Origin of the sequence: Nocardia sp. NPDC059195, from assembly GCF_042754695.1 — a bacterium.
In the GTDB taxonomy this organism is placed as follows: domain Bacteria; phylum Actinomycetota; class Actinomycetes; order Mycobacteriales; family Mycobacteriaceae; genus Nocardia.
The window spans coordinates 107,223-120,479 of sequence record NZ_JBHZBG010000005.1; the positions used below are offsets into that span (position 1 = coordinate 107,223).

Annotated in this window: 13 protein-coding genes; 5 read left to right on the plus strand and 8 right to left on the minus strand. The window is 68.2% G+C overall.

Annotation, left to right across the window (positions count from 1 at the left end):
* Window positions 1–162 precede the first annotated feature (162 nt).
* The gene (locus tag ACFXKN_RS09460) at window positions 163–939 is read right to left on the minus strand and encodes a type II CAAX prenyl endopeptidase Rce1 family protein (RefSeq protein WP_378946979.1); all 777 of its coding nucleotides are present in this window, start codon (window positions 937–939) and stop codon (window positions 163–165) included.
* A gap of 255 nt (window positions 940–1,194) precedes the next feature.
* Complete coding sequence (locus tag ACFXKN_RS09465) at window positions 1,195–1,956, minus strand: DUF2470 domain-containing protein (protein ID WP_378946974.1); 762 nt, start codon at window positions 1,954–1,956, stop codon at window positions 1,195–1,197.
* A gap of 101 nt (window positions 1,957–2,057) precedes the next feature.
* On the opposite strand from ACFXKN_RS09465, the gene ACFXKN_RS09470 reads away from it, so the two are divergent.
* The 3 genes from ACFXKN_RS09470 to ACFXKN_RS09480 all read left to right on the plus strand — a co-directional run bounded on the left by ACFXKN_RS09470 (window position 2,058) and on the right by ACFXKN_RS09480 (window position 4,443).
* Window positions 2,058–2,480, plus strand: a complete 423-nt coding sequence (locus ACFXKN_RS09470; RefSeq protein WP_378946971.1) for a hypothetical protein — start codon at window positions 2,058–2,060, stop codon at window positions 2,478–2,480.
* Between the two features lie 383 nt (window positions 2,481–2,863).
* Complete coding sequence (gene pheA / locus ACFXKN_RS09475; protein ID WP_378946968.1) at window positions 2,864–3,778, plus strand: prephenate dehydratase; 915 nt, start codon at window positions 2,864–2,866, stop codon at window positions 3,776–3,778.
* On the plus strand, window positions 3,775–4,443 hold the full coding sequence (locus ACFXKN_RS09480; RefSeq protein ID WP_378946965.1) for a histidine phosphatase family protein: 669 nt from the start codon (window positions 3,775–3,777) through the stop codon (window positions 4,441–4,443). The genes pheA and ACFXKN_RS09480 overlap by 4 nt, the downstream gene beginning before the upstream one ends.
* Here the strand turns inward: ACFXKN_RS09480 and ACFXKN_RS09485 are convergent.
* The 6 genes from ACFXKN_RS09485 to ACFXKN_RS09510 form a co-directional block, all read right to left on the minus strand.
* Entirely contained in the window at window positions 4,440–5,276 is an 837-nt protein-coding gene (locus ACFXKN_RS09485) for an ESX secretion-associated protein EspG (RefSeq protein WP_378946962.1), read from the minus strand. The two genes, ACFXKN_RS09480 and ACFXKN_RS09485, sit on opposite strands and share 4 nt — an antisense overlap.
* Window positions 5,273–6,388 carry a PPE family protein gene (locus ACFXKN_RS09490; RefSeq protein WP_378946959.1) on the minus strand — a complete coding sequence of 372 codons (1,116 nt, stop codon included), beginning with the start codon at window positions 6,386–6,388 and terminating at the stop codon, window positions 5,273–5,275. Before ACFXKN_RS09490 ends, ACFXKN_RS09485 begins: the two co-directional genes overlap by 4 nt.
* 46 nt (window positions 6,389–6,434) lie before the next feature.
* Window positions 6,435–6,746: a PE family protein gene (locus ACFXKN_RS09495; protein WP_378946956.1), complete on the minus strand. Its 312-nt coding sequence runs from the start codon at window positions 6,744–6,746 to the stop codon at window positions 6,435–6,437.
* A 109-nt stretch (window positions 6,747–6,855) separates the two neighbouring features.
* Window positions 6,856–7,209, minus strand: a complete 354-nt coding sequence (locus ACFXKN_RS09500; protein WP_378948172.1) for a metallopeptidase family protein — start codon at window positions 7,207–7,209, stop codon at window positions 6,856–6,858.
* On the minus strand, window positions 7,209–8,276 hold the full coding sequence (locus ACFXKN_RS09505) for a septum formation family protein (protein WP_378946953.1): 1,068 nt from the start codon (window positions 8,274–8,276) through the stop codon (window positions 7,209–7,211). Before ACFXKN_RS09505 ends, ACFXKN_RS09500 begins: the two co-directional genes overlap by 1 nt.
* Window positions 8,277–8,312: 36 nt before the next feature.
* On the minus strand, window positions 8,313–9,995 hold the full coding sequence (locus ACFXKN_RS09510) for an aldehyde dehydrogenase family protein (RefSeq protein ID WP_378946949.1): 1,683 nt from the start codon (window positions 9,993–9,995) through the stop codon (window positions 8,313–8,315).
* An 80-nt stretch (window positions 9,996–10,075) separates the two neighbouring features.
* Here ACFXKN_RS09510 and serS point away from each other — a divergent pair, with 80 nt between their 5' ends.
* Together serS and ACFXKN_RS09520 are read left to right on the plus strand one after the other, a co-directional pair.
* On the plus strand, window positions 10,076–11,332 hold the full coding sequence (serS, locus tag ACFXKN_RS09515) for a serine--tRNA ligase (RefSeq protein ID WP_378946946.1): 1,257 nt from the start codon (window positions 10,076–10,078) through the stop codon (window positions 11,330–11,332).
* 76 nt (window positions 11,333–11,408) lie between these two features.
* Complete coding sequence (locus tag ACFXKN_RS09520) at window positions 11,409–13,241, plus strand: putative bifunctional diguanylate cyclase/phosphodiesterase (protein WP_378946943.1); 1,833 nt, start codon at window positions 11,409–11,411, stop codon at window positions 13,239–13,241.
* Window positions 13,242–13,257: the final 16 nt, after the last annotated feature.

A 13,257-nucleotide genomic window follows, 5' to 3' on the forward strand; every position in this document is an offset into this window, starting at 1 on the left:
GAGCGCGAGTCGGTTCTGCGCGCTCGGTCACTACTGGGATACCCCGCGTGCGGGCCATTGTTAGCGCGAAACGCGGTGATGTGGTGAAACTCGCCGCGACACGCCGTTCAGGTCATGGCCGCAATGGCGTGTCGGGGCAATTGCTGGTGCGCCCAGCTTCACTCACGGCAGCCAGCCGACGCGCCCGCGCAGCACGTTGTAGCCGAGATAGGCGACAGCGTCGATCGTCGCGTGGGCCAGGATCAGCGGCCACAGGCGGTTGGTTCGCTGCCAGTAGCGGCCGAAGATCAGGCCCATCACGATATTGCCCAAGCCGCCGCCGATCCCCTGGTACAGGTGATAGCTGCCGCGCAACAGCGCCGACGCGGCCAGCGAGGAGTTCTCCGACCAGCCGAGCCTGCGCAGCCGGGTGATCAGATAGCCGACCACCAGCACTTCCTCGGCGACGGAATTCGCACACGCCGACAGGATCAGCACCGGCAGCCGCCACCAGTGTTCCGACAGCGAACTCGGCACGATGGTGACGCTCACTCCCATCGCGTGCGCGACCAGATACAGCGCGAGTCCCGGCAACCCGATCACCGCGGCCAGCGCAAGACCCGCCACGATATCGCCACGCCGGATCCGTGCCAGCCCGATCAGCCGCGGCCCGATCCCGCTGCGCCACAACAGGTACAGCCCCAACGCCGCCCACGCCATCAGCCTGGTCACCCCGACGAGCTGGAACAGCAGATCGAGGAACGAATTGTTCGACCGCGACGCGTTCAACGCCACCGTCCGCCCACCGACCCCACCCGGCGCCAACGCCGAATCGAGCAGGGACAACCCGGCACTGATCCCACTCAACCCGAAGGTCACGAGCAGCACGACCGCGATCTCGACGCGCAGCCCGAACCTGTCGCGCTCGCTCAGCTCGGTCTGGGGAGGATCGACACGCATGCCGCGCAGTGTAAACAGCGAACACGCCGCAGTCTGTTCCCGCCGGGCCCGGCGACCCGAAGTGAGACGCACCCCCCACGTGATCCAAAGTCACCCGAGCCCGCAGGGCAGACGGCGTCCACAACCTGGGCCGGGTAGCCCCGAACTGTCACCACCTACGTAGACAGCCTGGGCCGGGCGATCCTGATGTGTCTCTACCCAAAGGGGCCTCAGGGGCCCCGCTCGAGCGCGCCAGCGCTCCAAAAACACAGCCGATCAGATACGCCGCATACCGTTCAAGAACGGGCAGCCCGCCAGCACGCGAACCGCGCGGCTCAACGATTCGACGCTATCGGCAGGGGTGGGAAAGGGAAGGCGCACATCATGATCGCCATCGTTGCTCTCGACCCGCAGCGTGAGCCCGTAGCGGTCGATGGCGAGCGGATGCACGAGCCCCCCGCGCAGCCGGGTCGGCAGATGACGAGCCAGCTGGGCGACGATGTCGGCGTGATCCTCCGACATGTGTTGCAGCCAGGCGCTTTCCAGCTCGCAGAACGGATCGGCCGTCGCGGCGCGCAGGTCCGCGTGGTCGACGGATTCCGCGCCTGCGGTGTCGGCCAGTACCGCCGAATTCACCACGATCCGCAGCAGCGTGACGCCGTGCCCGACATCGAGCAGCCCCGGATGCGGGAACTCCTTGGCGATTTCGACGGCGAGCGCGCGCTGCGCCTGCTCGGGTACCTGGCGCACCCATCCGCGCAACCACACCAGCGCCCGGACCGGCTCACGCAGCGGTAGCGGCGCGTGATCGGTGAGTTCGAGTACCGCGGAGGTCTCGTTGGCGGTGGCGGCCAGCGCCGCCGCGAGTGAGGACGCGGGCACCGCGATCACCGCGTCGCCGCAGCGGCGCAGGTGGTGCAGCGTAGTGGGAACCGGGTCGATACCGGGGAGCGCGAGCACCGCTGTCTCGGCGTGAGCGCACGCGCTTCGCACCCGCTCGGCGGTGGTCGGCGCGAGGATCGTGGTGGGGCTCGACATGACAACCTCCGCGAACGTTTGATTAGGTAAACCTAAGCTAAGTTACAAACGCCCGACGCGCAAGAGGACACCACGATGAATCGAGCCGATACGGTGGACGGATGACGCACGACGACCACGGCGACGACCATTCCGCCCCCGCCGAACCCGTCCTGCTGAACCTGTCGGCCCCCGCCCGCCGCAGCCTCGTGGCCGACCTGGTCCGCCCCGACGGCAGTTCCCCCACCCCCGTCGACGTCGACATCCCCGACCCCGAGCTCACCGCCTTCCTGGCCGGCATCGCCCACGCCGACCACGGCTTCACCGCCCGCACCACCAGCGGCCCCCGCGCCCTGGCCGTGGTCGCAGGCACCGTAGCGGCCCTCTGCGGCGAAGACATCCCCACCGCCCTCACCACCCCCGACCTCCCCTTCCTGAAGGCACTGAAGCCCGCGGCGATCGAGGCCACCCGCACCGTCCTCTTGGCCATCGAAACCCCCAACGAACAGGCAATCACCGAAGCATTGCGCGTACTGGGCCACTAATCCCAAGCCCCGATTGGGTAGCCCTGATGTGTCCCCACCTGCGTGCACAGCCTGGGCCGGGTAACCCTGATGTGTCCCCACCTGCGTACACAGCCCGGGCCGGTAACCCTGATGTGTCTTCACCCGGAGGGGCCCGCCCCGATCTGGACTGACCGGAGGGTGCGACGAAGGAGTGCCCGGAGGGAGGGAAGATCGGGGGCCCGAAGGGCCCCGACTCGAGCGCGTCAGCGCTCCAATAAACACAGCAAGGTATACCGCCCCGGGCCCGGTTTTGCCTGAGTGGCAAGGTCCACCGCCCTCCGACCACCACTCGTTTCCCGCCGCACCATATGCCTGACCTTCGAGTCCGAAACCCAGCCGACACCAGCCGCTAAAGTTGCTGTGTGCCGCGTATTGCGTATTTCGGGCCGTCCGGGACCTTCACCGAGATGGCGCTGGCTAAGTTCGAGAACTCGGGGGCCTTCGACGGGCCGGTCGAGCGGGTCGCCGCGCCGAGCCAAGGGGCGGCGCTCGACCTGATCCGGGCCGGGCAGGTCGACGGTGCGGTGGTGCCGATCGAGAGTTCGGTGGAGGGCTCGATCCCGGCGACCCTGGATTCCCTCGCCATCGGACCGCGTTTGCAGATCATGGCCGAGACCGAGCTCGAGGTGACCTTCACGGTCCTGGCGCGACCCGGAACCTCGCTGGCCGATGTGCGCACCCTGGCCGCCTATCCGGTGGCGGCGGCGCAGGTCAGGGAATGGGTGGCGCGCACTATGCCCGATGCGCGCCCGTTCACCTCGGCATCCAACGCGGCCGCCGCTGAAGACGTGGCGGCCGGAACAGCCGACGCCGCGATCTCGACCGCACTGGCGGGCGAACGACTCGGCCTGGTGACCTTGGCGGGCGGCGTGGCCGACCACGACCAGGCCATCACCCGCTTCGTTCTGGTCACCCGGCCGGGTGTGGCACCCGGCGCCACCGGCGCCGACCGGACCTCCGTCGTCCTGGAACTGCCCAACGAGCCTGGTTCGCTGATGCGCGCGTTCGCCGAATTCGCCACGCGTGGAGTTGATCTCACGCGCATCGAATCGCGACCAACCCGCACCGGCATGGGCACCTACCGGTTCTATCTCGACTGCGTCGGACACATCGATGACCCGGCGGTGGCCGAAACTTTGAAAGCCTTGCACCGCACCGCCCATATCCGATTCCTCGGATCATGGCCCGCGGCAGCGGCCATCGGCTCACCGCCGCCGTCGGACGAACCGGCCGCGGAATGGTTGACGCAATTGCGAAAGGGGGTCGCGGACCTATGACTACCCGCGCGAAACTGATTCTGGTGCGCCACGGCGAGACCGAGGGCAATGTCGCGAAGATCCTCGACACCGCGGTGCCGGGCCTGCCGCTGACCGAACGTGGTGTGGCGCAGGCGAAAGCGTTCGGCGCGGGCTTGACGCGAGCGCCCCAGGTACTGGTGTCGTCGGATGCGCTGCGCGCGCGACAGACCGCGAGCCACATCGAAGAAGCCACCGGCACACCGGCACACGTCCTCGACGGCCTGTACGAAGTGCAGGTAGGCGAGCTGCACGGCCGCTCCGACCGGGAAGCGCACGAACTCTTCCAGCAGATATATCGTGGCTGGCACCTCGGCGAGCTCGACGTCAGAGCCCCCGGCGGCGAATCCGGCCACGAAGTGCTGGCCCGCATCCTGCCCGTCCTCGACGGCCTGCGCGAGGAATTCCTCACCGACGACGCCGACGGTGACGTAGTGGTGGTGAATCACGGCGCCGCCATGCGCCTGATCGGCAAGGCACTGGCCGGGGTGGCGCCGCCGTTCACGACGAACAACCACCTCGACAACACCGAGACCATCGAACTGCTCCCCACCGAAGACGGCGGCTGGGAATGCCTACGGTGGGGCAAATTCACCCCACCGTTCACCGTCCAGGCAGACCCATCCGCCGACGACCCCATGGGTTAAACCAGGTTATTAGCTGTCGCGGTGGGGAATTCGGTGCGCACCGGGAGCGACTCGATGAGGTCGGCTACCGCGGTGCGCAGGCGGGCGTTGGTGCCGCTGGCGATGGACGACCACTTCACCCCGTCGTCGGCGACGCTGGCGGTGATGATGAATCTGCCTGCGCGCGTGTTGAAGACGGCGATGTGGTTGTCCTGGATATCGCGGGTGCCGTCGCCGTAGGCCACGCCGACGATCTCGGCGTAGGAATGGATCTCCACCAGTGCCGAGGACAGTGCCTGCGCGTCGGTGGCCGGATTGCCCACCTTGTTCAGGCGCTGCGCGGTGGCGGCCGCGTCGCCGGTGTCGCCGAAGATCGGCGCCAATTGTTCGGTGGGAGCGTTCATTCCGTACAGCTCGAGCGCTTCGACCGGCCCGAGCGCCTGCAGCACCGCGCCGGGTAGATCGAGACCGGCGTCGTCGATGACGTAGGACTCCGGCCCGCGCAAGGCGACGACCGCACGGTCGTCGCCCTGCGCCAGACAGAATCGGTTGACCTGGCCCGCCACCACCCACCGCAGCGCGATGATCCACTGCGGCCGGTAGAGCACCCGCAGCCGTTCGGCGAGCTCGGGTGCCACCACCTGGCCGAACAGCAGCTCGCGTTCGGCCAGGGCGGCCTGCGCCACGTTCATGGCGGCGTCGTGCGCGGTGACGTTGTCATAGCGGCCCATGGCGTCGAGCACCACGGGCATCTCGTCGAACTCCAGTTTCTCCAGGAGGAACTGCATGTCGTCGAGCGAGAGCACGACGGCGCCGAGCAGCGAACCTCCGCTGCCCGTGCCGAGAACCGTCACTTGGCCGATCCGGTGAGGTCGGCGCCGATCACGCCTTCGGCCGCGTAGCGACCATCGGTGAACTCGTCGGAGCGCACGTAGTCGACGCCATCGTGCTCGTCGTCTTCCTCGCCCTTCTGCCGGCTGCCCATCAGCGGGTTGCCGCCGGTGCTGTTGTTGCGCACAGGTGCGCTCTCGACCCGGTTGATGACCGATTCCGAGACCGGCGCGCTCGCGGTCGCGGCAGCCGGCGCACCCCAGCCATCGGGCATCTTCAGCGAGCCCGCGCTGACGCCGCCGAGACCGGCCGACGTGGTCGCCATGCCACCCATAGCGGCGCCTGCGGCACCGACACCTGCCATGGCGGGCGCGACGGCAGCGGTACCAGCGGGCGCGGTGACCGCGGAGATCGCGGAAGCGCCGATGTTGCCGACCGTGCTGACGCCGCTGGTGAGCACGCCACCGGCGGTGTTGGCCGCCTGGGTGGCCGCGCTGACCACACCGGGGTTGGACACGAAGGCCTGCGCCGCGGCGACCGCGGTCTGCAGCGGATCGCCACCACCGAAATCACCCTGCGACGCGGAGCCCGCACCGCTGGCGATGGCGGGCGGCATGGTGAATTCGCTGGGGACGGCGACGGTGGCCGACGTGGCGGCTTCGTAGGTCTCCATCACCAGTGCGGCGCGGATGTCCATGGCGTGGCGCGCGACCTCGGCGACCTCGAAGGCGCCGGAGACGACACCGGGCGGGTTGGCCGAAGCCGCGACCGCGGCGTTGGTGCCGACGATCTCGGGCAGGCTCGGCATCGCGATCGAGGCGACGGTGTAGGCGGTGGCGTTGGCCGCGCACTTGGCACTGGCCGCCGCGGACGCGATGCCCTGCTGGCTGGCCCAGCCCGCGAACGGGGCCAGACGCGCGAGCACGGCGATACCGTTGACGCCCTGGAGGCCGACACCGACCTCCGCGATCACGCGGGTGACGGTGAAGGCGGCGTCGCCCCACGCGGCCGCCAGCGTGCCCCACGAGGTGGCGGCGGCGCTGATCGGGATCGCGTGTGCGCCCGCGTTGAGGGTGGTGGAGTTCATTTCGGCCATACGAGGCAGCCAGAACACCCCGGTGATCCCTGCGGTCATGCTTGTTTCTCCCCTGAGTAAATGATCGTCGACGAGTTCGGTGCGACTACACCTGGACGGCGTTGATCGTCGCCGCGCGAGCTACGTCTTCCCCGATATGAGTGGTCAGCTGCGAGCGCAGGGTCGCGGCCGCGTGATGCAGCTCGAGGATTGCCTGGGCGACCGAACCGTCGTGCTTGGCGGCTGCGGTGTTGAAGTGCGACGCCGCGAGCAGCGACACCTCTTCGGCGCCGGACGGCAGCACATGCGTCGTCGGCCCGGCGAGCCCGGCCGCGATGGCGAGGCGCTCGGCGAGCAGATCCAACTCCGCGGACGCGGCGAGGACGATTTCAGGTGCAACGAGAACGTGTCCAACCATGACCCGACTCCTTCTGGTGGCGGCTATCGGGAACCACGAGAATTCCCCCTACGAGTACTAGGACGCGAGAGCGGGTCATTCGGTTCCCCCGATTCCCCACCCAGTTTCGCTAACCCCATCCCAGCTCATGCAACCGGTCGTCGTCAATCCCGAAATGGTGTGCTATTTCGTGGATCACGGTGATCGCGACTTCCTCGACCACCTCGTCGTCGGTGTTGCAGATGTCGAGAATAGCTTCTCGATAGATCGTGATGGTATCCGGCAACGATCCGGCGTAGTAGCTGTCGCGCTCGGTGAGGGCGATCCCGTGGTACAGCCCCAGCAACGAGGGTTCCTCGTCATTTCGGGGCTCCACCAGCACAACAACGTTGTCTATGGCACTGGACAGCTCCGCCGGGATCTGGTCGAGGGCATCGCCGACCAACTCCTCGAAACGCCACTGCGGCATCCGCTCGGACAACATCACCGCGGCTGGGGCTGGGGCGGCAGCGGCGCGGCGCCCGGCAGCGGAGCCGGCGTGGAGCGTCCGGAGTTCGGCGGGGGCACCGGTGCCTGCCCATCGATCAGGATCTCGCCGCGGGCCGAGCCGACGATCGGCGCGAAACCCTCACGGTCGGCACCTTTTCCGAGCCAGCAGTCCAGTTTGTGGCTGCCCGCGAGCCAGCTGGCCGGCTCCAGGTAGTCGAAGAACAGGGTCAGCGTCTTGTTGCGGATGGCGTCGGGGCTGCCGAGGTAGTCGCCGGAGAGCCGGTTGCATTCGGCTTCGACGAACTTGTCCTGTTCGGCCTCCGACGGGGGTCCGCCGGTGAAGGCGGTGGCCAGGTCGACGGTGCCGACGATCTCCACCGAGTGCGGTTGGGCACAGTCGACCGGGTCGGTCGGCAGATTCTGATTGATGCCGAGGCAGGTACCGGTGGCATGAATCTTGGACTGATCGCTGTCGGCCAGGCTGCCGATGCTGGCCGGGCTCGTTGCGGTGGCGGCGACCTGGACACCACAGCGCAGCGTCCGGTCGCCGTGCTGCCAACCCGCGGGGCTCGGCGACATCACATTCACCATGAACTTGCCGCGCGGATCGAATCGCCCGCCCAGATACTTCTGGACGGCGGTCACGCAGTGTTCGTCGCGCAGTTCGGTCATGCGCAGCGAATCGGGGTGACGGGTGCCCTCGGCGAACTCACGCCCGGGATAGGCACTGAGGTCGATGACACCCGCCACCTCGAAGAGGTGCTTGTCGGCGCAGCCCACCTTCACCAGGTCGCTACGGTCGGGCTTGGACCAGGTCAGACAGTCGCCCTGCGCCGCGCTGCTGAACTCTTTGTCGCGCACCACCGGGGCGGCACCGGGCTGGTGCGCTTCCACCTTGTCGGTGTCGAAGCCTGTCACGGCCATGGTGACCATGGCCGCGACGACCGCCCCGAGGGCGCCTATCAGCAGCCCCCAACGCAGTTTCGTCGCGGACAGGTGCAGGGCGCCGCCGCGATTGGGCGCGGCGGGTCCCTCGGCTGGGTTGCTCTGCTTCTTCGACATCGACGACGAGTGTATTTGTCGTGGCGGACTGCCGGGTCAGCCCCGCAGAGCTGACACGAAGATGCCCGGAATGCGGCGCAGTTTGCCGTCGCCGTAGAAATCGGTCAGTTTGCGGCCGGTGGCGGTGCCGGTCTTGTTCGAGACGAACCACGGCGGCTTCGGGGTGAGGGCGAATTCGCCGCGCAGAATCGAGCGCGGAGCGGGGCGGAAGGGCCCGCGGACCACCGTGCGTTCGACGTCGTCGAGGAGGAAGGCGTTGTGCACGACGCCGATGCCGCTCTGGATGTCGTCGATGGTGTGGCCGGGGTAGGCGCCCCAGCTGGCACGCGGTGTCAGGAACGCGAGACCGGTCCACGCGTTGAGGGCGACGGTGCCGTACCGCAGGTTCTCGATCGCGGTGTCGAGCTTCGCGCCGAGCTCGGCGATGGTCGCGGGAGCGGCGACGATGTTGGCGCCCAGGGTGCCCATCAGCTCGTCATTGGCGAAGTCGACCGCGTTGCTGAGGAATTCGGCCCCGGTGCCGGGCAGTTCGACCACGCCGAGAACGGGCGAGAAGTACTCGGTGCGCAGCAGGGGAGTGTCGCCGGCGGGCAGGTTCTCGACCAGGAGGCGGCCGTTGGCGCGGGCGGCGTCGGGGTAGGACTCGAGTGCGCCCGCCACGCGGTTGTCGCTGCCCGGGTAGTAGGCGGTGCGCGCGGGAGCGTTGTCGATCGCGGCGCGCAGTTCGGTGAGGAACTGCTCCTTGAGCGGCCAGTCCGCGGCGAGCACCACGGTCTGCGCGGCGACACAGTTGTAGCCACCGTTGTGCAGGCGCTGGGTGGCCACGTGCTCGGCCTGGAACTTCAGATCGGCGGCCGCCCAGTCACCGGGAACCACGATGCACGGCGCGACTCCGCCGAGTTCGCTGGTGATCGGCTTGTCCAGGATGGGCTCGCCGGTCTTGTCGGCACCAGGGCCCCACACGATCGCGTCGTGGGTCGGCGCGCCGCCGGTCATGTGCACGTGCGCCACCAGCGGATGGTTCACCAGGTAGCCGCCCTCGGGGGCACCGCCGGTGAGGATGCGCACCACGCCGAGCTCGATGAACGGCGCGAAGATCGCCTGGAACACCGGCAGCAGCGGATCGGTGATCGGGTTGAGCTTGAGCGCGACGACCCGGTTGTTGGCGTAGAGCTCGTAGAGGGTGTCCAGCGGCGCGATCGACATGATGTTGCCCGCGCCGAGTACCGCGCCGACACCATTGGTCTTCGCGGGGTCGCGCTGGGCCAGGCCCGCCTTGCGACGCGCGGTCGCGGCGTCGACACCGGGCTTCAGCCACACATCGGCGCTGAACCCGCTCAGCAGCAGCTTGTCGTAGATGCCGTGCGGCAGCGCGGGCACCGCTACCCGGCCGCCGGGCGCGGTGGTGAGTTCGACGCCGTCGAGCGGGCTCGCGCCCTTTTCGAGCGCGGCCATCGACTCGCTCAGCGCCTGCGCGCCCGCGAGCATCGTCATCGGGCCCGACATCCACTCCTCGCCGAGCAGCGGGCTGTCGGCATCGAGCTTCTTGATGGTGCGGGCGGCGGCGACCCAGGCCTCGGCATCGCGGGCGGTGAGCGCGTGCAGTTCGTCGAGCAGTTCGCGGCGGCGACGCAGGTCTGTCGCGGCCCAGGTCTTTTCCCCTTGGGTGAGATCGTCGAGCGCGGTATCGATGACGGCGGTGTCGAAAGAGGTACTCACACCGTAACTATGCCCCTGTGATGCCCGATTGGCATAGGCCGAGAGATGAAGACTTGCGTAAACAACTAGGCTGTTTTCTCATGATCGACCTCCGATTCCTGCGCGAGAACCCGGAAGCTGTCCGTGCCTCGCAGCGGACCCGCGGTGAGGACCCCGCACTCGTCGACGCCCTACTCGAAGCCGACGCCGCGCGCCGGGCCGCCGTGGCCACCGCCGACAACCTGCGCGCCGAGCACAAGGCCATGGGCAAGGTGATCGGCAAGGCGAGTAAAGAGGAGCGCCCCGCGCTGCTGGCCGCCGCCACCGACATGTCCGCCAAGGTCAAAGAGGCCGAACTCGCCCAGCACGCCGCCGACGCCGATCTCGACGCCGCCCAGCGCGCGATCTCCAACGTGGTCCAGGAAGGCGCGCCCGCGGGTGGCGAGGACGATTACGTCGTGCTCGAAACCGTCGGCACCCCACGGGTTTTCGACTTCGAGCCCAAGGATCACCTCGAGCTCGGCGAGGCGCTGCACCTGATCGACATGGAGCGCGGCGCGAAGGTGTCGGGCTCGCGGTTCTACTTCATGACCGGTTACGGCGCGCTGCTGCAGCTGGGCCTGTTGCAGCTGGCTGCGCAGAAGGCCGTCGCCAACGGCTTCACCATGATGATTCCGCCGGTGCTTGTTCGCCCGGAAATCATGGCGGGTACCGGTTTCCTCGGCCAGCATTCGGCCGAGGTCTATCACCTCGAAGAAGATGATCTCTACCTCGTCGGTACCTCGGAGGTGCCGCTGGCCGGCTACCACTCGGAGGAGATCCTCGATCTGAGCGGCGGCCCGAAGCGCTACGCGGGCTGGTCGTCGTGCTTCCGCCGCGAGGCCGGGAGCTACGGCAAGGACACCCGCGGCATCATCCGCGTGCACCAGTTCGACAAGGTGGAGATGTTCGTCTACACCACCCCTGACCAGGCCGAAGCCGAGCATCAGCGGCTGCTGGCGTGGGAACGCGAGATGCTGGACGCGATCGATGTGCCCTACCGGGTGATCGATGTAGCCGGTGGCGATCTGGGTAGCTCGGCGGCGCGCAAGTTCGACTGCGAGGCCTGGGTGCCCACCCAGCAGACCTACCGCGAGCTCACCTCCACCTCGAACTGCACCACCTTCCAGGCCCGCAGGCTCTCGGTCCGCTACCGCGACGAGAATGGAAAAGCGCAGGTCGCGGCCACATTGAACGGCACGCTGGCCACCACGCGCTGGATCGTGGCGATCCTGGAGAACCATCAGCAGGCCGATGGTTCGGTGCGCGTGCCCGCGGCGCTGGTCCCGTTCGTCGGCACGGATGTACTGACGCCGTAGGATGCTCATTGTTTGCTGAGATCCATTTGTCGGATGTGGCAAACACCCTGACCCATCAACATCTAGGCTGGTGCTCGTGCGAGGAATCGGGGCGCGCGGCGATACCCGAACCCGGGTACGGGCGGCATCGGCGTTGGCGACGGCAAAGGTCATGGCCAGGACAACGGGGGCGTTCTACGTTCTCGGTGGTGTCCTCGGCCTGACGATCACTGCCGTCGCGCCGGGCGAGGACGGTAATCGCGCTGTGGTCGGCACCGCGGCGGCCATCTCGGTTCTGCTCGGGCTCACGATGCTCGCGTGGGGCCCGCGGATGCCGCACCGCCTGCACCACGCCTACCTCGCCACCGCGGCCGTGCTCGTCGCGATCGCGGTCTACGACTTCCCCGATGTGGTCGGCGCCATCACCCTGGCCTCGTTCTTCGTGTTCGTCGCCTGTGACGCGGCGCTGTTCTTCGCCTGGCCCCAGGCCGCCGCGCACATCGGTTTCGCGATGGTGCTGTGTTTGCTGGTGTTGCCGACGCGCGGGTTGCCGTGGTGGTCCGGGTTGATCCCGGCGGGTGTCACCTTCGGCGCAGGCGTAGTGGTCGGCATCCTGACCAGGATGGCGTCGGAAGCCGATATCGATGTGCTCACCGGCCTGCTCAACCGTCGCGGTTTCGAGAAGCAGCTCAATCCGGCGATCGATGCGGCCGGTCGTGGCGGTCAGGGCATGGCCCTGGTGCTGGTCGACCTCGACCGATTCCAGAAGATCAACGACCACCTCGGCCACCGCGCGGGCGACGCCGTCCTCCAGCGGGTCGCCGATACCTGGCTCGACCTGCTCGCTCCCGGCCAGGCGCTGGCCCGTTTCGGCGGCGATGTGTTCGCGCTGCTGTTGCCGGGGACCACCGAGCAGGCCGCGATCCTGCTCACCGAGCAACTGCGCGCCGCGGTGACCATGGGCTGTTCGGCCGGTGTCACCTCCTGGCAGCCGGGCGAGTCCGGTTCGCTACTGGTCAGCCGTGCCGATGTGGGCCTGTACCGGGCCAAGCAGGCGGGTCGCAACCGCACGGTGCTCGAATCGTCGCGTCAGCTCCCGCTGGCGGTGGAGCTGCGCGAGGCCATCGACCGCGGCGCGCTCGACGTGCACTACCAGCCGATCGTCAGCCTGACCGAGGACGGCGGCCAGGCGGTCGGCGTCGAGGCGCTGCTGCGCTGGTCGTCGAGCGCGCAACCCGAGGTCACCACCGAGGGCCTGATCCGCGTCGCCGAGGAATACGACCTCATCTCCGACCTGGACGAGCTGGTCCTGCGCCGCGCCTGCGCCGACGCCGCGCGCCTCCAGGAGAGCTTCGCCTCGCTGAACCTCACCCTCAACGTGAACGTCTCCGGCCTCGAACTGGCCGAAACCGAATACGCCGAGCGGGTCGCGACCATCCTGTCCGATACCGGCTGGCCCGCCGACCAGCTCGTCCTCGAGGTGACCGAAAGCGAACTGGCCGCGGAATCCCAGACCGCGATCACCAACCTGCACACCCTGCGCGACCGTGGCGTGCGCATCGCCATCGACGATTTCGGCACCGGCTACTCCTCGCTGAGCCGCCTGGCCACCATCCCCAGCGACATCCTCAAGGTCGACCAGTCCTTCGTCGCCGCCATCCGCTCCGATTCCCCCGCCCCGCCGCTGCTGAGCGTCATCGCCGCACTCAGCAAATCGCTCGACCTGCAGGTCATCGCCGAGGGCGTGGAAACCGAATACCAGGCCGCCGTCCTCACCGAACTCGGCTTCGCCCTGGCTCAGGGCTACCACTACAGCGACTCCCATCCGGTGTCCGAACTCATCAACGACCTCAACGACGGCCGCCCCCTGGTTGGCGCCACCGACGAAGACGATTCCCTCGCCGCCAACGGCTGGATCCCGCTCGGATAGCCGGATGCTCGCCGTA